This is a genomic window from Pseudomonas baetica, assembly GCF_051216495.1.
Classification (GTDB): Bacteria; Pseudomonadota; Gammaproteobacteria; order Pseudomonadales; family Pseudomonadaceae; genus Aquipseudomonas; species Aquipseudomonas baetica_B.
In genome coordinates this window covers 47,573-65,155 of record NZ_JBPKAM010000028.1, presented here as the reverse complement: position 1 = coordinate 65,155, position 17,583 = coordinate 47,573, and the positions used below count along the sequence as shown (strand labels likewise).

General features: G+C 54.7%; 14 protein-coding genes. 9 read left to right on the top strand and 5 right to left on the bottom strand.

Translation table 11 applies throughout. The annotated features are described in order from the left end of the window. Nucleotides 1-340 precede the first annotated feature (340 nt). Nucleotides 341-610: a hypothetical protein gene (locus ACSFE6_RS12770; RefSeq protein ID WP_435427945.1), complete on the bottom strand. Its 270-nt coding sequence runs from the start codon at nt 608-610 to the stop codon at nt 341-343. A 355-nt stretch (nt 611-965) separates the two neighbouring features. Between ACSFE6_RS12770 and ACSFE6_RS12765 the strand changes: the two genes are divergently transcribed. Further along, nucleotides 966-1,400, top strand: coding sequence for a LexA family protein (locus tag ACSFE6_RS12765; protein ID WP_435427944.1), 435 nt, complete (start codon nt 966-968; stop codon nt 1,398-1,400). Continuing rightward, nucleotides 1,387-2,667 (top strand): translesion error-prone DNA polymerase V subunit UmuC, encoded by a 1,281-nt coding sequence (gene umuC, locus ACSFE6_RS12760; RefSeq protein WP_435427948.1) that lies wholly within the window; start codon nt 1,387-1,389, stop codon nt 2,665-2,667. Before ACSFE6_RS12765 ends, umuC begins: the two co-directional genes overlap by 14 nt. 105 nt (nt 2,668-2,772) lie before the next feature. Here umuC and ACSFE6_RS12755 read toward each other — a convergent pair whose 3' ends face one another. The 3 genes from ACSFE6_RS12755 to ACSFE6_RS12745 form a co-directional block, all read right to left on the bottom strand. Continuing rightward, nucleotides 2,773-4,071 (bottom strand): MFS transporter, encoded by a 1,299-nt coding sequence (locus ACSFE6_RS12755; RefSeq protein ID WP_435427943.1) that lies wholly within the window; start codon nt 4,069-4,071, stop codon nt 2,773-2,775. Between the two features lie 262 nt (nt 4,072-4,333). Next, a complete protein-coding gene (locus ACSFE6_RS12750; protein WP_435427942.1) occupies nt 4,334-5,221 on the bottom strand; it encodes a GntR family transcriptional regulator in 888 nt (295 codons plus the stop codon). Between the two features lie 116 nt (nt 5,222-5,337). After that, the gene (locus ACSFE6_RS12745; RefSeq protein ID WP_435427941.1) at nt 5,338-6,654 is read right to left on the bottom strand and encodes a CitMHS family transporter; all 1,317 of its coding nucleotides are present in this window, start codon (nt 6,652-6,654) and stop codon (nt 5,338-5,340) included. Between the two features lie 349 nt (nt 6,655-7,003). Between ACSFE6_RS12745 and ACSFE6_RS12740 the strand changes: the two genes are divergently transcribed. From ACSFE6_RS12740 to ACSFE6_RS12710, 7 genes are all read left to right on the top strand, one after another. Next, entirely contained in the window at nt 7,004-9,610 is a 2,607-nt protein-coding gene (locus ACSFE6_RS12740; RefSeq protein WP_435427940.1) for an aconitate hydratase, read from the top strand. A 31-nt stretch (nt 9,611-9,641) separates the two neighbouring features. Continuing rightward, nucleotides 9,642-10,790 carry a 2-methylaconitate cis-trans isomerase PrpF gene (prpF, locus tag ACSFE6_RS12735; RefSeq protein ID WP_435427939.1) on the top strand — a complete coding sequence of 383 codons (1,149 nt, stop codon included), beginning with the start codon at nt 9,642-9,644 and terminating at the stop codon, nt 10,788-10,790. Nucleotides 10,791-10,866: 76 nt separating this feature from the next. Continuing rightward, nucleotides 10,867-12,093, top strand: coding sequence for a lactonase family protein (locus ACSFE6_RS12730; RefSeq protein ID WP_435427938.1), 1,227 nt, complete (start codon nt 10,867-10,869; stop codon nt 12,091-12,093). Nucleotides 12,094-12,126: 33 nt separating this feature from the next. Next, nucleotides 12,127-12,840 (top strand): TerC family protein, encoded by a 714-nt coding sequence (locus ACSFE6_RS12725; RefSeq protein ID WP_435427937.1) that lies wholly within the window; start codon nt 12,127-12,129, stop codon nt 12,838-12,840. Next, complete coding sequence (locus tag ACSFE6_RS12720) at nt 12,837-13,586, top strand: ABC transporter substrate-binding protein (RefSeq protein ID WP_435427936.1); 750 nt, start codon at nt 12,837-12,839, stop codon at nt 13,584-13,586. The genes ACSFE6_RS12725 and ACSFE6_RS12720 overlap by 4 nt, the downstream gene beginning before the upstream one ends. 107 nt (nt 13,587-13,693) lie before the next feature. Next, the gene (locus ACSFE6_RS12715; protein ID WP_435427935.1) at nt 13,694-15,337 is read left to right on the top strand and encodes an acetolactate synthase large subunit; all 1,644 of its coding nucleotides are present in this window, start codon (nt 13,694-13,696) and stop codon (nt 15,335-15,337) included. 66 nt (nt 15,338-15,403) lie between these two features. Then, nucleotides 15,404-16,447 carry an AbrB family transcriptional regulator gene (locus ACSFE6_RS12710; RefSeq protein WP_435427947.1) on the top strand — a complete coding sequence of 348 codons (1,044 nt, stop codon included), beginning with the start codon at nt 15,404-15,406 and terminating at the stop codon, nt 16,445-16,447. A 99-nt stretch (nt 16,448-16,546) separates the two neighbouring features. Here ACSFE6_RS12710 and ycaC read toward each other — a convergent pair whose 3' ends face one another. Then, nucleotides 16,547-17,179: an isochorismate family cysteine hydrolase YcaC gene (gene ycaC / locus ACSFE6_RS12705; protein ID WP_435427934.1), complete on the bottom strand. Its 633-nt coding sequence runs from the start codon at nt 17,177-17,179 to the stop codon at nt 16,547-16,549. Between the last annotated feature and the right edge of the window lie 404 nt (nt 17,180-17,583).

The following is a 17,583-nucleotide window of genomic DNA, read 5'->3' as shown; positions in this document are numbered from 1 at the left end:
CCCACTAACTGAGCAGCAAAGGTCAACGAAGAGCCGAAAAACCACTCGATGTGGTGAGTAGATTCTTCGGTGGTGATCGTGCGTGAGTTCAGGCGAGCCGAAAATCCGACTTTTTCAACAGAATCGGTCGATAGCTGTCTGTCGGCCAAGGCATCAGTCGGCGAAAAGCAGTCATGCAGGTCGGTTTAAATGGGTGTGAATGGGTGTGCTAATGGGTTTTAAGGCGCTTACGTTCGTTTTAGATCAACCTTTCCCGGCTTGGGTAGGGTGCGCCTTGGCTTACATGCTCGCTGCTCTGGCCTTGGGAATGACCGTTCTCAAAGTCAGGCAAACTCGGGAATCAAGAAACCCTTCCAAACTCATCTTCGGCCATGATCACGTCTGCCTCGTCGGTGAACATCGCCTGTGCCCATCGTTCTCTTTTTATGTTAGAGACTTGAACAAAGAAGCAGGGCTCACATAGGTGAAGTTCATACTTCTCACCATCATGCTGTGAGCCTAGCCCCCAGCTTGCCGAGAGAGATCCGAATTGTGGGCCTCGACCATCAGCGTCGGTATTCTCCCCACATCGGTCACAGATGATTGCAGCTGTTTGAGTTTCCTGGGTCATATCTACCCCTCCAGTTTTGAGCGCGATTTATGTTCACCACAGGGCCTCCCGGATGGCGTCGACAGAGCCCAAACAATGACGACGATTTGTGAGTCCCAGCCGGTTCGGCGAAAGCAGATAAATTGGCTGACACACTCAACAGCGAGGAAGCGATAGCCGCTTGCGCGAAGAGGCGATTTCATTATTGCTGAGTGCGCACCTTATACCTTTCATTCTGCATAAACCGTTTCCTGGCCAACATGCTGGTCAGCTCTCTGCGAACCCTTCGGTCGTAATTTTCCTCACTCAAGATTGACCGCAAGCCGCCTTCGACGTTAACTGTATGCATGTACAGTTTTGATTTAAGGCATGCCTCATGAGCGTCACTATCCTAGGCCCCTTGGCAGAAGGGGGCGTTCAGCTTCCTTTCTACTCCTTCAAAGTCCCTGCGGGCTTTCCTTCGCCGGCCGCTGATCATCTTGAGCAGCACATCTCTATCGACGAGTTGCTGGACATTCGAGCACCGCATATTTACCTGGTGCGCATCGAAGGCCATAGCATGGAAGGTGCAGGAATCTTCGACGGTGATATGGCTGTGGTTGATCGCTCGATCACCGCTGAACACGGCCACATTGTGATTGCGGCAGTGAATTGCGAGCCGGTGTGCAAGCGCCTGTGCAAGCGTGGCCCCAACATCATCTTGATGTCCGAAAACCCTGGCTATCCGCCGCGCTACATTCTCGAAGGCGATGAGCTGATCATCTGGGGTGTTGTGACTTTTAGTGTGCGTGCTCATGATCCAAAAGCCTGAGCCTGTCTTCGCGTTGATCGATTGCAATTCTTTCTATGCGAGCTGTGAGCGAGTGTTCCGACCTGACCTGGCCAAGACCCCCATCGTGGTGCTTTCGAACAACGATGGCTGCGTGATCGCTCGCAGCGCGGACAGCAAGCCCTTCGTGAAAATGGGTGAGCCGTACTTCAAGATCAAGCACAAACTCAAGCAGCACGGCATTGTGGCCTTCTCATCGAATTACGCGCTGTACGGCGATATGAGCGAGCGTGTGATGAGCGTAATTGAGTCGCTGGTACCTGCAGTGGAGGTCTATAGCATCGATGAAGCCTTCGCAGATTTAGCTGGAGTTCCAGGTGATCTGGAGGCGCTTGGACGACGGATCCGTGCACAGGTTTACAAGAGCACTGGCATCCCAGTCGGTGTCGGAATTGCTGGTACGAAAACCCTCAGTAAACTCGCCAATCATGCAGCCAAAAAATGGCAAGCCCAGAGCGGCGGAGTGGTCGATCTTCGTGATCAGATCAAGCGCGATTGGGTGCTGAAGAAATGCTCGGTCTCGGATGTTTGGGGGGTAGGGCGAAACATGACTCTGCACCTGGAGGGCATGGCTATCAAGACAGCTTGGGATCTCTCCAAAGCAGATCCCTGGATGTTGCGCAAAAAATTCAGCGTGGTGATCGAGAAGACTGCACGTGAGCTTGCTGGCACGCCATGCCTTGAGCTCGATGAACCTGATCCACCGAAGCTAGAGATTTGCTGTTCCCGAATGTTCGGCAAGCGTCTAACCGAGATTGCTCCGATCAAAGAGGCCGTAGCGACTTACATGATGCGGGCAACAGAGAAGCTCAGAGCCCAGCAATCACTGTGCAAGAAAATTCGAGTAAGCATACGCACCGGCATGTTCAATCCGGAGGAAGCCAAATACGCCAATGGAGTCCTGGTCGAATTGCCGTACCCAACGGACGATGTTCGCTTGATGACAAAAGCTGCCGTAGAGGCGGTGGATCGAGTTTTCCGGCCAGGCTTCAAGTACAGCAAAGCCGAGGTGCTCTTGGTCAATCTGTGTCAGAAAGGGGAGTACACGGAAGACCTTTTTTCGATCTCGCAACCTGTTGCCACTGAGAAAGTCATGGGGGTTTTGGATGCGATCAATGGCCGATGGGGCAGGGGTACGATGCGTCTTGCGAGCGTGCCAACCAATCCGGATTGGGGGATGCGTCGGGAGATGATGAGCCAGAGTTTCACTACGAGGGTTGATCAGCTTTGGACTTTTTACTGTAGGTAAGCGCTACAGCCACTACGATGAAAATGAATTTCTGGAAATTATGGCTCAGACATAATTATTGCCGAGCCATAATTTTTTAAGTTTCGGTACCCATGCGGGCGTTCATCACGCGCGGGCTGCAATTGCTACGTAAGAAGTGAGATGTTCTTTCGGAATCATTGGCTTTCTTGTCATCGAAAGAATCACCAGCGCCCCTGTAACGAGCAACCCTCCTGCAATGCCGAATGCCCAGTTGTAGCTACCGGTCGCGCTAATCACATAGCCGGTGACTACTGGCGCCAACATGCCGAAGATGTTCCCTCCTACTACCACAAATGCCATCGCTCTACCTACGTCACCGGAGCTTGGGAGCATGTCATTGAGCAGCGTGAAGTTCAGGGAGGTAGTCGATGCGATTCCTGCCAGCGTGAGTGAGAAAATCACCACCAGTTGAGTGATGCCTTCTGCGAAAGGGATCAGCAGGATGCAACTGGCAATCAGCATGGTCAGAGCGATTACGTTCCGACGTTTGCCGGACGCTGCACCACTGCCTTTCTTCAGGTACTGATCGCTCAATTTGCCGATGCCGATGCAGAGGACGACAGCAACTGCATATGGGATGGCAGTGAACAGGCCGCTTTTCGCTATCGTCAGATGACGGGCGTCCTGGAGATAGCTCGGCAGCCAAGTCAAAAACAGGTATTGGGTGTAGACATTGCACCCTTGCGCCAGGGCCAGACCCCAGAGCGTTGGGGTCTTCAGAAGCTGCTTGAGGCCATAGGTTTGGGCGTCAGCATCCTTGTTGCCTTTGGCAGTGCGGGTCTCAATGATCAAGTCGCGCTCTTTTTCGCTCAGCCACGAAACTTCTTCTGGCTTGCCGTAGAAAAAGTACCAGGCAAGCAACCATACAAAGCCAACGCCGCCGGCGATAACGAAAGACATACGCCAGCCGAAAGCCGCGACGAGTGCTGCCAACACCAACGAGCAAATAGCAGGGCCAGCGTACGAGCCACTGTTGAAAATAGCGGTGATCGTTCCGCGCTCGGTGCTGGGAATCCACTCGCGAATGACTTTGGCGCCGACAGGATTGCTCACAGACTCACCTGCGCCCATCACAAGTCTTGCAGTCAGCAGGCCGGCGAAACTTGATGCTGCGCCAGTGAGGGCGGTTGCCAGAGACCAGATAAAAATACCCAGGCCTCCTACGCGCTTGACTCCGAACTTGTCGATCAACAGGCCGACTGGGATCAGGAACAAGGCATAGCTCCAGATGAAGGATGAGAACAGGTAGCCCATCCCCACGGATGTCAGGTGAAATTCCTCTGCGATAGGTTTGGCCGCGATGGAAAGCGCGATGCGATCCATGTAGTTGATCATGGCCAATGAAAATAGGAAGACGGCTATCCAGCCTCTGCGGTACGACATGTAATCACCATTATTTTGATTGTGGTGGGTGCTCGGTCGACGCAATGGCTAATGAAGTTGTGTTCAGGCGGACACGTCAGCCAATGCTCGCGTTGCATGGTCGTAGAATGATCTTTGTAACGATATAAATCAATCTGTGATTTTCATTGATTGCATGAACCCGACGATCAGCGTGATGCTGTCGTTTGGCAAATCTCAGGCAGGGGAAAGCGAGCGCGACCTTTAAGGTCGCGCTTGGGAAGAAGTGATTGAGTCGGGAGGGTTATTCGAACAGCGAGGGATCTACTTTTTTACGTCGGGCCTGCTCCAAGTGCTTGCGCATCTGGTCTGCTGCCGCCAATCGATCCCCTCGCTCCAGGCATTCAAGGATGGCGAGATGCTCCTCTGCCTGGCCTTTTCGTGGGGCTCGTGTACTGGCTTGACGGTACTCCACCAGTCGACGCAATTGGTCGAGGCGCCGGACTGTTTGCTGTAGAAAGCGATTGCCGGAGCACGCTGCTAGCGTTTCGTGAAACAGCGAGTTGGCCTCGAACAGCTCTTGAGGGGTCATCGTCAGATAACCTCCGTTGGCGATGAACTCCTGCTGTTTGCGGCAGGTAGCAAGTGTCTCACGGTCAATCTGGAAGGTAGGTGAGAGCAGGCCTGAAGGCTCGATGGTGGCGCGAAATGAATAGCTTTCTTCATATGCTTCCACCGAATCGATCATTGGCAGAAACCGCCATCCCTGGCCGGCCCGTTGTTCAATCCATCCCTCTTGTTGAATGCGTGAGAGCACCGCCCTGAGGGCTGCTCGCGACACGTCAAACTGGCGCATGAACTCAATTTCGGTAAACAGCTCGGGTAGCTGCCGACGAAGGCGTAGCTCGGCAAATTTGAGGTAGAGCGGATCGTCACTGCTCTCCATGACTTCCGAGGCGAGGTCTACCAGGTCATCACTGGAACGGGCCAGGAAGTAGCCCCGGTTTCGGTCATAGGTGAGCATGCCCTTTTCGACCAAATGGCCCATGGCAAACTTCACTGGCGTACGTGAAACGTTAAGCGTTGTGGCCAGTTGCGACTCGACCAGATGGTGTCCTATATCGAAGCGCTCACGACGCACGTGAGAAACAATGTCACGCGCAATGCGTGCTTGCAGGGGGCTTAGAGGCATTGGATCGAGAACCGAATAGAGCTGACCATGGAATCACCATTCTAACGTGTCGATAGGCTTAACGGCAGAGACCACTTTTTGCCTCTACCGTGGCTTTGACGGGTTGAAAGGCGGTTCTAGCGCACCTGATAAAGCGGGAACGCACCAAACAGGAGCCCGCCTACCAAAAGGCCGAAGCTCGCCAATATGGCCCATTTAAGAGCGAAACGTTGATGATCACCGAGATCGACCTTTGCCAAGGCAACGAGCAGGTAAAGTGATGGAACCAGTGGGCTGAGCAGGTGCACTGGCTGGCCGACAACCGAAGCGCGTGCGATTTCCAGCGGGGTTATCCCGTACTGAGCTGCGGTCTGCGCAATCACAGGCAGGATGCCGAAGTAGAACGCGTCGTTCGACATGAAGAATGTGAACGGCAAGCTAACCACGGCGGTGAACACAGCCAGGAAGGGGCCGAAGCTTGGTGGAATTACATGCAGCAAGCTCTTGGCCATGGAGTCCACCATGCCGGTTCCGGAAAGAATCCCGGTGAAGATACCTGCCGCGAAAATGACAGCTGTCACCGCGAGCACGTTCATTGCGTGAGCGGCAATTCGAGCTTTTTGCTCCTCAATGTTCGGGTAGTTGAGCATGATGGCGATAGCGAAGCCGACCATGAACAGGATCTGAATTGGCATGGCGCCGATGATCAAGCACGCAATCAGGCCTAGCGTCAGGATCAGGTTTGGCCAGAACATCTTCGGACGACGATTCTCATCACACTCTTCCGCTGAACCGTTGCCTAGTGACATGGAGCCATGATGGAAGTCATCCAGGTGAAGGACACCAAGGCGTGCGCGCTCTTTGCGACCAATGATTACGGCAGTCAAAGTTAGGCAGGCGGCACCCAGCAGCATGCCAGGAATCATCGGCACGAAAATCTCCATCGCATCCACGTGCAGTGCCGCAGCAGCGCGGGCGGTTGGGCCACCCCACGGAGAGATGTTCATGATGCCGCTGGCAATGTTCACCAGGCATGTCATGCCCAGTACGCTCATTCCCAGTCGCTGGTACAGCGGCAGAAAAGCAGCACAGGCAATCATGTAGGTAGTTGAACTATCACCATCCAGCGATACAAGCATCGTCAGAATAGCTGTCCCCACCGAGACCTTTAGAGGGTCGCCTTTCACCACCTTCAGGATGAAGCGCACAAGGCCGTCAAATAGCCCTGCGTCAATCATGATGCCGAAGTAGAGAATCGAGAAGGTCAGCATCACACCGGTTGGTGCGAGTGTTTTGACGCCGTCGAGCATCATGGCGCCGAGGCCAGCGTAGTGGCCTCCAATCAACGCGAAAATGATCGGTATCAAGATCAATGCGATAAGCGCAGATAGGCGCTTCGTCATGATCAGGTACATGAAACAAATGACCATTGAAAAGCCAAGGACTGTTAGCACGGTCGAACTCCCATTTTTCTAGACGTATGTGGCTCTCGTCAGCCTTGTGGCCGAGATAGCGTCATGGCTCTTAGATCGAGACTCGCTCGATAAAAATGGGAGTGAGGGTGGAGCTGGGGCATGTGAGCTTGATCATGGTGGGCCTCGATTTTCTTATGTTTATTTTTTCTACCGTACCTAACTGGGCGCTACGCCGGAGGAGCGAGTGTGCACAGTAGAAATCGTTGGTTGGGTACGTCCGATCTCGTGGTTGAGATGAATCGGATGAATCAACATTGACCTATATCGTGACAAAGTGCAATATTGCCCTCACAAAAACATTGCCCGTACAGCCTGTGAGGATTAGCCAATGCCTATGTCAAAGGGTCGAACCGTTACCGCAAACGGAATCGAATACCGTGTCAGTGATATCCGTGGGGTTGTGACTGACCTGGGCGGTGATTACGCGAAGCTGCCTTACAGCTTGCGAATCCTTGCCGAAAACGTTTTGCGTGGTGAGGCGGATCCTGAGGCCGCACTGAAAGTGATTTGTGCCCGCTCCAAAGAGTTCGACATCCCATTTCGTCCAGCACGCGTCGTGCTGCAGGACTTGCTCGGTACGCCGGCACTGGTCGACCTCGCTGGTCTGCGTGATGCAGTCGCCGCAAAAGGTGGCAACCCACGTCTGGTCAACCCAGTTACTCCAACTCACCTGGTGGTGGATCACTCGCTCAACGTTGAGCGCTGGGGTGATGCCAGCGCACTCGCAGACAATGAGGCCATCGAGCGTGAACGTAATGCTGAGCGCTTCCAGTTCCTAGACTGGTGCAACAAGGCATTCAGCAACCTTTCGATTATTCCATCGGGCAAAGGGATCCTTCACCAGATCAACCTGGAGCGCCTGACCACTGTTGTCGGTACTCAGCGTCGCGACGGCGAACTATGGGCATTCCCGGATACACTGGTCGGTACGGATAGCCACACCACCATGATCAATGCCATCGGCGTACTGGGTTGGGGTGTAGGTGGTATCGAGGCTGAAGCGGCAATGCTGGGTAAATCCCTCATGCTGCGTCTGCCGGAAATCGTGGGTGTTCGTCTGGAAGGCACGCTGCCTCAGGGCTACCTGGCGACTGATATCGCGCTGGCTCTGACCGAACTGCTGCGTAAAGCCGGTGTGATTGGTTCGTTCCTGGAGTTCTTCGGCCCAGGCGTTCCGCAACTATCGCTGGCAGACCGAGGAACACTGTCGAACATGGCGCCGGAGTTCGGTGCGACAGCTGCGATGTTTGCCATTGATGATCGCACTCTGCACTACCTGCGCATGACCGGACGTGGCGGCCAGATTTCTGGTCTGACAGAAGCTTATGCTCGGGCACAAGGCTTGTGGCACGACAGCCTGTCTGAAGTTGAATACAACCGCGTCGTAACGCTCGATCTGAGCACTGTTGCCCGTTCGATTGCCGGCCCAAAACAACCGCACCAGCGCATCGTGCTGGGACAGAAGGCGCCTGTGACCAACCTGCCTACCGGTTTGGATAACGGATCGGTCGTTTTGGCGGCCATCACAAGCTGCACCAACACCTCTAACCCACGCGGCGTAATTGCGGCAGGTCTGGTTGCACGCAATGCACGTAAGCGTGGCCTGAAACGCGCGCCATGGGTGAAGACATCCTTCGCTCCAGGTTCGATGGTTGTTGCTGACTACCTGGAACGTTCCGGCCTAAACAATGATCTGGACGCACTGGGCTTCAACCTGGTGGGTTATGGCTGCACTACCTGTAATGGTATGTCCGGCCCGCTGCTCAGCCCTGAGATCGAAGAAGAAATCCGTACCCGCAAGCTGGAAACCGTAGCCGCTACTTCGGGCAACCGTAACTTTGAAGGGCGTGTTCACCCATTGGCGCGCGAAGTCTTCATCATGTCGCCGCCGCTCATCGTTGCCTACGCCATCGCAGGCACCTACCTGATCGATCCAGAAAAGGATGCACTGGGTCTGGACGATAACGGTGTGCCGGTTTATCTGCACGAACTGTGGCCAAGCGACGAAGAACTGACCCGTATCGAGACGGAAAACCTGACCGCTGATCTGTTTGATAAGGCATACGAGGATGTTCCGCGTGAGGCCGGTCTGATCGCCAGCGATCTGCGCGCAGGCGTCAGCGACCAATATGCGTGGCAGCCAAGCAGTACCTACATCCGCAAACCTCCGTACTGGAGCGACGCGGTGACCGCAACCGATAGACGTACAGATCTCAGCAACATGCGCGTCCTCGCCATGCTGTCCGACAACATCACCACCGACCATATCTCTCCGTCTGGTGCGATTCTTCCGGAAAGTGATGCCGGCCAGTACTTGCAGTCTCACGGCATCGCAGTGCCGGATTTCAACTCCTACGGCACCCGTCGTGGTAACCACGAGGCCGCGCAGCGAGCAACGTTCGCAAGCCCGCGCCTGAAAAACGAACTGCTTGAAGACGGTCGTGAAGGCCCGTGGACATTGTTGCTCCCGGAAAAAGAAGTAACCACCATCTTCCAGGCCGCTGAGATCTACGCCGAGCGCAAGCAGTCGCTGATCGTTGTCGCTGGCAAGGAGTACGGCAGTGGCTCTTCCCGCGACTGGGCTGCTAAAGGCCCTCGTCTGTTGGGCGTCCGGGTCGTGGTGGCGGAAAGCTTTGAGCGCATCCACCGCACCAACCTGGCAGGCCTGGGCATCCTTCCTCTGCAGTTCGAGCAAGGTGTTTCGCGCCAGAGCCTGGGACTGAATGGACGTGAAACCTTCAGTGTTGAAGGCATCGCCGATGACTTCCAACCAGGAGCGAAGGTCACTCTGTTGATCGAGCGCGAGAACGGTGAAACCGAGCGCGTCACAGTCGTGAGCCGTCTGGATACCTTCGAAGACGTTCGCTACTTCCGCAGTGGCGGTCTGCTGCCACAGCTGCTTATCGAAAGCATGAAGAACGCATCCGCTAATTGATGTAGCGCTGATCTGCTCTAGGAGAATTTTGATGACTCAAAGACGTATTCCGGCTGTGTACATGCGCGGCGGATCCAGCAAGGGTGTGTTTTTTCTCGACCAGCATCTGCCACCGGCAGGTGCCGAGCGCGACGCCATTCTGCTTCGTGTAATTGGCAGCCCAGATGTTTATGGCAAGCAGATCGACGGTATGGGTGGCGCAACTTCCAGCACCAGCAAGGTGGTGGTTATCGGCAAATCCACTCGGGAAGACTGCGATGTGGATTACTTGTTCGGCGCTCCGGCTATCGAGACTCCGGTCATCGACTGGTCGGGTAACTGCGGCAACTTGAGCTCGGCGGTCGGCCCATATGCGATCTTCGAAGGTCTGGTGGATGCACCTCGTGACGGTATTGCAGTCATCCGGATCTGGCAGGCCAATATCCAGAAGCGAATCATTGCCCATGTTCCCATGCGTAACGGCGAGGTTCAGGAGGAAGGTGACTTCATCCTCGACGGAGTAGCCTTTCCCGCAGCTGAAGTCGTCCTGGAGTTTCTGAACCCAGGCGGTTCAGATGGCAGCATTCTGCCGACAGGAAATGCCGTGGATGAGTTAGATATTCCAGGCATCGGCAAACTGCCCGTGACGCTGTTGAATGCCGGCAACCCAACCATTTTTATGGATGCAGAAAAGGTGGGGTTGAATGGAACCGAAACTCAAGACCGAGTGAATAGTGACACTCAACTGCTCGCGCAACTTGAGACCATTCGAGCCCATTGCACGGTTGCAATGGGCTTGGCGGAAAGCGCCGAAGAGGCGACACGTTTGCGTCCTCATACTCCAAAACTCTGCATGGTTGCCAAACCTCAAGCCTACCAGGCTGCTGGTGGCAAACAGGTAGAGCCAGGCAATATCGACGTGATCGCACGCATTCTCTCAATGGGCAAGCTTCATCACGCTATCACTGGCACCGGTGCCGTGGCTGTTGCTGTCGCAGCGGCGCTGGATGGCACGCTCGTCAATCGCATTGTCGGTGATATCGGTGATCGCCAGGTTCGCATGGGCCACACCGCAGGCAGTGTCGCCGTGGGCGCAAAAACAGCCTTGGAGGACGGAGCCTGGGTGGTTGAAAAAGCTGTCATGAGCCGTAGTGCTCGCCGGCTGATGGAAGGCTGGGTACGTATCCCTGAAGTCATCTGATTTGCCACTGTGATGCCGAGCTCAGCTCGGCATCACGCATTTGAATTCGATAATAAAAACAAAAGAGATCCATCTCATGAACTCTTCCGAATTCCCAGGTTACCTCATGCATCGCCGCCGATTCGTTCAGCTATCTGCCATTACGGCAGGTGGGATCGTGGCAGGCCTCTTCAACATTCCTGCAAGCGCAGCTTCTTCGAGTGATGAAAACAAAATGGCGAACAATAAAGCCGCTCAGGCTCCTCGGTTTGCATACGTCGGATCCAGGACAACCAAAGAGCGAAATGCTCGCGGCGTGGGCATAACGGTTTATCGATATGCTCCAGAGACCGGAGCTTGTGCGTTGGTTCAAACGCGGGATGACTTGGTGAACCCGTCGTTCCTCACCTTCGACAATTCCCAGACTCATCTTTACTGCGTTCATGGCGATCAGAGTGAGGTCAGCTCTTTCGCAATTGATTCAAAATCTGGCGTGCTGACTAAGCTCAATACCGTCAGTACACAAGGTAAGAATCCCGTTCATCTAAGCGTTGACCCCAACAATAAATTCCTGGCTGTCGCTAATTACGCGACTGGCAGCTTCGCCTTATTCCCTATCCGGGAGGATGGCAGTCTGGGTGACTTATCCCACGCGGAATCGCTTCCAGGTGAAGCCGGCCCTCACAAGGTCGAACAAGGTGGCAGTCACCCCCACATGATTCCATTCGATCCTTCAGGGCGTTACGTGGTCATTCCTGATAAGGGGCTCGATGGGATCTTCGTTTATCGCGTCCGGAACAATAACGCGAAACTTGAAGCCACTCAGGTCAGCATGATCAAGGCGAGAGAAGGTTCAGGCCCACGCCATATTGTCTTCGCTCCAGACGCCCGTCATGCCTATGTCGTGAATGAACTCGACAGCAGTGTCACGGGTTACGCCTACGAGGCAGATCAAGGGTCGCTCACGCCAAAGGAAATTCTCTCCACCTTGCCATCGTCCTTCACTGGTAACAGTCGAGCTGCGGCCATCGTCCTGGCTCCGTCAGGCAAGCACCTATACGTCTCGAACCGTGGGCACGATAGCGTGGCCACCTTCGAAATAAATGAAGGTGGAGAGTTTGTCGCCCTAGGACACACGCCATCACAAGGCCGTAAGCCGCGCTTCATGAACCTGACGCCAGATGGCAACCGCCTGTTTGTTGCCAACGAGGAGACCGACAACATCGTCGCTTTCGACGTCGACAGAAACACCGGTGGCCTGCGTGCAAATGGCCAGGTGATTAAGACTGGCAGCCCGGTTTGCATGATTTTCAAAACGACCTGACAGGCCAATTAGCCTCGGGCTGGAGTACCTACCGTGATTGAACTCTTAAACTCACCAACGTTTTGGCTGGCCGTGGCGCAAATCATTGCCATCGATATTTTGCTTGGCGGCGACAATGCAGTCGTCATTGCGTTGGCATGCCGCAAGCTTCCGGAGGCTCAACGTAATCGCGCCATTATTGGCGGTGCAGCTGGTGCCATCTTGCTTCGCATTGTGATGATTTTCTTTGCACTGCAATTGTTGGAGTTGCCTTACCTCAAGCTCATCGGCGCGGCGCTGCTGTTTTGGATTGCTATCAAGATGCTGATTCCCGAGAAGGAGGATGCGCATGACAATCTTGTGGCCAGCCCACGGCTGTGGGGAGCAATCAAAACGATCATCGTCGCTGATGCCGTCATGAGCCTAGATAACGTTGTTGCGGTCGCGGGAGCCTCCAACGGAAGCCTGGAGCTGGTGATTTTTGGCATCGTCATCAGCATTCCAATCATCATCTGGGGCAGTAAGCTGGTGCTTCACTTCATGGATCGATTTCCATTGGTCATCACACTCGGTGCGGCATTGCTGGGGTGGATCGCCGGCAGCATGGTTGTCGGTGATATCAGCCTGCCAAGCCTCCCGTCCTGGTCGCATTACGCAGCTGGATGTGCCGGTGCGGTACTGGTCTTGATTGTTGGCTTACTTGTGAAGAGCCGTCAGCAAACCGGCTGCTATCCATCTCCTGAGCCAGGGAGAGGTGAACAGTCATGACTTTCGATATTGCGACTGTACGTGGTGAGTTAGCCCCCAACGGTGAGCTTCGGGTAGCCATCAATTTAGGAAATCCTGTCCTGACCCAACGCGATGAAACCACCGGCAAACTGGGTGGTGTCTCTGTTGCACTCGCGAATGCATTGGCTAACGAGCTGGGCATCGTTGCCACGCTCACTCCATATGATGCTGCCGGAAAAGTTTTTGCTGCCTTGGAAGACGGACTCTGGGACTTGGCGTTTTTGGCTATCGAGCCTGTGCGTGCTGAGAAGATTGCTTTCTCAAGTCCTTATGTGAGTATCGATGGCACCTACCTCGTCCGAGAGGAAAGCCCCTTCCAAAGTGCGTCTGACCTGGATGCGCAGGGGTGCAGGATTTCAGTAGGCCGTGGTGCCGCATATGACCTGTATCTCTCACGCACCCTGCAGCACGCTGAACTTGTCAGAAGAGACACCTCAGCGAGCGCGGTTGATCTCTTTTTGGGGCAGGAGTTAGACGCGGCAGCAGGAGTTCGGCAGCCATTGGAGCGATTTGCAAGGTCAGTTCTAGGTGTAAGAGTACTGGCAGACAATTTCACGGAAATTCGCCAGGCGATGGCTGTCCCAAAGGCACGGAAAATCGCTGCCGAATACATCGAGAATTTTATCAGCCGTCTGGTCAGGAATGGCTTCGTAACCCAAGCGCTGGCAGAGAGCGGTCAAAGTGACGCGCGTGTAGTACTGCCGGCCTCGACCGCGCCCATCTAAGGGCGCTCCTTCGCCCGTATAAGCGGGCTATCCCAAGCAATATTTTTAGTCCGTTATTCGGATATGCAGGGTGACTGTCGCCCTCATTACTTCAAGGTAAGCAGAAAATGGCAAAGGCTTCGGACATCGTTGTTCAGTGTTTGGAAAGTGAAGGCGTCGAGTACGTTTTTGGTATTCCTGGTGAAGAGAATCTGGATCTTCTCGAATCGCTCCGTCGTTCCAAAATCAAGCTCGTGCTGACTCGCCATGAGCAATCAGCGGGCTTCATGGCGGCAACCTACGGGCGTTTGACTGGAAAGACTGGCGTAAGCCTGTCGACCCTCGGCCCTGGCGCAACAAACCTCGTTACCGCCGGCGCCTATGCTTATCTCGGTGGCATGCCGATGCTGATGATTACCGGTCAAAAGCCGATCAAGAAGTCCAAGCAGGGTCGGTTCCAGATCATTGATGTCTGCGACATGATGGCGCCAATCACCAAGTACACCCATCAGTTCGCCTCTGCCGACAACATCCCTTCGCGCATGCGTGAAGCCTTCCGTTTGGCGGAAGAAGAGAAGCCGGGCGCCGTTCATCTGGAGCTGCCGGAAGACATCGCCGCCGAGCAAACCGACAGCATGCCTATCCCACCGAGTCTGCATCGCCGCCCCTTGGCCGAGCACAAGTCGGTTGAAGCCGCCGTCGAAAAAATGCAAAAGGCGCGGAGCCCGATCCTGGTAATCGGCGCCGGTGCCAACCGCAAGATGACCGCCAAGGTCTTGCAGCAACTGATCGACAAGACGGGCATTCCGTTCATCACTACACAGTTGGGCAAAGGCGTGGTTGATGAGCGCCACCCGCGTTTCCTCGGCAACGCAGCGCTGTCGTCCGGTGACTTCGTGCACCGCGCCGTCGAGGCCGCTGACCTGATCATCAATATTGGCCACGACGTGATCGAAAAACCGCCGTTCTTTATGGTGCGTGGCGGAACCGAAGTTGTGCACATCAACTTCCGCTCTGCTGAAGTCGACGCTGTGTATTTCCCGCAAATCGAAGTAATCGGCGACATCGCCAATGCTGTCTGGCAGATCGGTGAAGCGCTGACCGACACCTCGCACTGGGACTTTACTCGCCTGCTGGAGATCCGCGAAGCCAACGAAATCCAGATCGCCGAAGGCGCCGATGACAGCCGCTTCCCGGTGTATCCGCAGCGCCTGGTCGCCGACATCCGTCGCGTGTTGCCGTCCGAAGGTATCGTCGCCCTTGATAACGGTATCTATAAGATCTGGTTCGCTCGCAACTACAAGGCGCACAAGCCGAACACTGTTCTGCTGGATAACGCCTTGGCGACGATGGGGGCCGGCCTTCCATCGGGAATGGCTGCTCACCTGGTCTATCCGGATCGCCCAGTGATTTCTGTGTGTGGCGACGGCGGCTTCATGATGAACAGCCAAGAGCTGGAAACCGCAGTACGGCTGGGTATGCACATCACCGTGGTGATCCTGCGTGACGACGGCTACGGCATGATCCGCTGGAAGCAGGCCAACATGGGGTTCACCGATTTCGGCCTGGATTATGGCAACCCTGACTTCGTCAAATACGCGGAAGCCTACGGTGCTAACGGCCATCGCGTGGAAAGCGCAGAAGGCCTGCTGCCGCTGCTGGAGCACTGCATCAACACTCCGGGCGTACACGTGATCGACTGCCCGGTCGACTACTCCGAAAACGACCGCATCCTGAACATGGAGCTGCGTGAGCGCAGCGCGGCCATCTGATCTTTTGGAGGCATCGGCCCACCCACGTGGGCTGATCGTCTGACGCTTTCCCTCAGTCATTAGGAGATCCCTTTGAGCGGGATAAACCCACAGTGGCGCAGTTTTCTATGCACGCTCGCACTTGGGAGTGTTGGAGGCGTACTTGCGGCTTATGCCCATTGGCCTTTGCCATGGATGATTGGCGCATTGGTTATGGTTTTGTTGGCTCAATGCTTCACTCCTCTGAACCTTCAACCATTGCCAGGTGGTCGTAGGACGGGCCAATGGATCGTTGGCATCGGGATTGGTCTTCACTTCAATGCCTACGTGATGGAGCAGATCGTCCTCAACATTTTTCCCATTCTGGTGGGAGCGCTGATTACATCTGCTGTGAGTGGTGTGGGTGTTTGGTTCATGCGTAAAGGAGGGGAAGACAAGGCGACTGCGTTCTTCTCGTCCATGGCCGGTGGCTCCGCTGAAATGGTCAATCTTGGCCAGCGTAACGGGGCGAAATTGAGCCATGTAGCGGCTGCCCAGACACTCCGAGTCGTGATGGTGGTACTGACTGTGCCGGCGGTATTTAAGATGCTTGTCAGTGACAAGAATCTTGAGCACACAGCTCTGCCAGTCGATTGGTATTGGTTAGGCATCGTGTTCGTCGTAGGTGGAATTGCCGCATGGCTGCTTCAGCGCTTTCGTCAGCCCAATCCTTGGTTGTTCGGGCCGTTGCTGGTCACAGCTGGGGCAAGCACCTGGTTTGATCTGCACGTAGGCCTACCTTTCGGAGCAAGTCAGCTGGGTCAGCTGTTGATCGGAAGCAGCTTGGGGTGTTTTTTCGAGCGTTCATTCTTCCGATATGCCCCGGCGTTCCTTGCTCGGAGCTTTATCTCGACCTGTGTAATGGTCATCACCGCGTCGGTGGCGGCTGCTGGAATAGGGTGGTTTATCGACGGTGACATCAAATCCCTTACGTTGGGGATGATGCCCGGTGGTATCGCGGAAATGAGCCTGACTGCTGAAACACTGCATTTAGCTGTGCCGTTGGTAACGGCAATGCAAACTCTGCGGATACTGCTCGTTCTCTTTCTCGCTGAACCAATTTATCGGAAATGGCTTAAGCGAGGAGGTTAGAAGAAGCATATTAAGGTGATGACGGAACTGCAAAGCAGCTAAGTCGACCACAACAATAAGAAAAGCCCGCGAAGGCGGGCTCTACATTCGGTGACAGATTTACGCTTGGCGCGCAGCCAGCGCCGAGTAGCTGTTCATCAGGTTACGGTAGTTCGGAATGCGTTGTGAAAGTAGGTTACCCAAACCTTCGATGTCGTAGCGCCAATCGCGTTGCAATTCACAGGCTACCGAAAACCAGTTCATCATCTGCGCGCCTGCCTGTGTCATGCGGTTCCATGCCGCCTGTTGCACGGTGGTGTTGAAGGTGCCGGAAGAGTCGGTCACCACGAATACCTCAAACCCCTCAGCCAGTGCCGATAAAGTCGGGAACGCCACACAAACATCAGTAACCACACCAGCGATGATGAGTTGCTTGCGACCGGTCGCCTTGATTGCCTTCACGAAGTCTTCGTTGTCCCAAGCGTTGATCTGTCCAGGTCTTGCGATGTAAGGCGCGTCCGGGAACATCTCCTTGAGTTCTGGAACCAGTGGGCCATTGGGGCCTTGTTCAAAGCTGGTAGTGAGAATGGTCGGCAGTTCGAAGAACTTTGCCACGTCAGCCAGAGCCAGCACGTTGTTTTTGAATTCGTTAGGTGAGAAGTCCTGAACCAGGGAGATCAGACCGGTCTGGTGGTCAACCAGCAGAACTACAGCGTCGTCTTTGTTCAGGCGGTTGTAAGTAGCGTTGCTCATGATGAATTCCTTTCGAGGTAAGTGAGTGGCGTCGTTCAACATGGGCACAGATTAGGGTTTGCGAAGAGGCAGAAAAAGCCGTTGAAAAGCGTTTAACTGTCAATCTGTAAGAGACAATTGTGATTGAGTTCCTGGCTTTAAGCTCACCAGGCAAAATTATCGTGGCGACAAATATCAGACTTCTGAGACTTTAATCTCAAGGCTGGGGCATACCCCATTCCTGTAGACTCGCCGACTTTTTGAGCGAGAGAGGATGATGCGAATTAGAGGTGAGGGCGCCGCCACGGCTTGTGGATTAGTGGCGATTTTTTTGTGGAGCACCGCCTCAGGCCTCATCAGGAGCGTAAGTGAAATCTTCGGCCCTTTGGGCGGCGCAGCGATGATCTACACATTGGGCGCAGTCT

What these genes read in the sequence shown, in the direction of transcription:
- ACSFE6_RS12770 (WP_435427945.1), bottom strand. Translation starts at nt 610, where the DNA reads ATGACCCAGGAAACTCAAACAGCTGCAATCATCTGTGACCGATGTGGG.
- ACSFE6_RS12765 (WP_435427944.1), top strand. Translation starts at nt 966, where the DNA reads ATGAGCGTCACTATCCTAGGCCCCTTGGCAGAAGGGGGCGTTCAGCTT.
- ACSFE6_RS12755 (WP_435427943.1), bottom strand. Translation starts at nt 4,071, where the DNA reads ATGTCGTACCGCAGAGGCTGGATAGCCGTCTTCCTATTTTCATTGGCC.
- ACSFE6_RS12750 (WP_435427942.1), bottom strand. Translation starts at nt 5,221, where the DNA reads ATGCCTCTAAGCCCCCTGCAAGCACGCATTGCGCGTGACATTGTTTCT.
- ACSFE6_RS12740 (WP_435427940.1), top strand. Translation starts at nt 7,004, where the DNA reads ATGCCTATGTCAAAGGGTCGAACCGTTACCGCAAACGGAATCGAATAC.
- prpF (WP_435427939.1), top strand. Translation starts at nt 9,642, where the DNA reads ATGACTCAAAGACGTATTCCGGCTGTGTACATGCGCGGCGGATCCAGC.
- ACSFE6_RS12730 (WP_435427938.1), top strand. Translation starts at nt 10,867, where the DNA reads ATGAACTCTTCCGAATTCCCAGGTTACCTCATGCATCGCCGCCGATTC.
- ACSFE6_RS12720 (WP_435427936.1), top strand. Translation starts at nt 12,837, where the DNA reads ATGACTTTCGATATTGCGACTGTACGTGGTGAGTTAGCCCCCAACGGT.
- ACSFE6_RS12715 (WP_435427935.1), top strand. Translation starts at nt 13,694, where the DNA reads ATGGCAAAGGCTTCGGACATCGTTGTTCAGTGTTTGGAAAGTGAAGGC.
- ycaC (WP_435427934.1), bottom strand. Translation starts at nt 17,179, where the DNA reads ATGAGCAACGCTACTTACAACCGCCTGAACAAAGACGACGCTGTAGTT.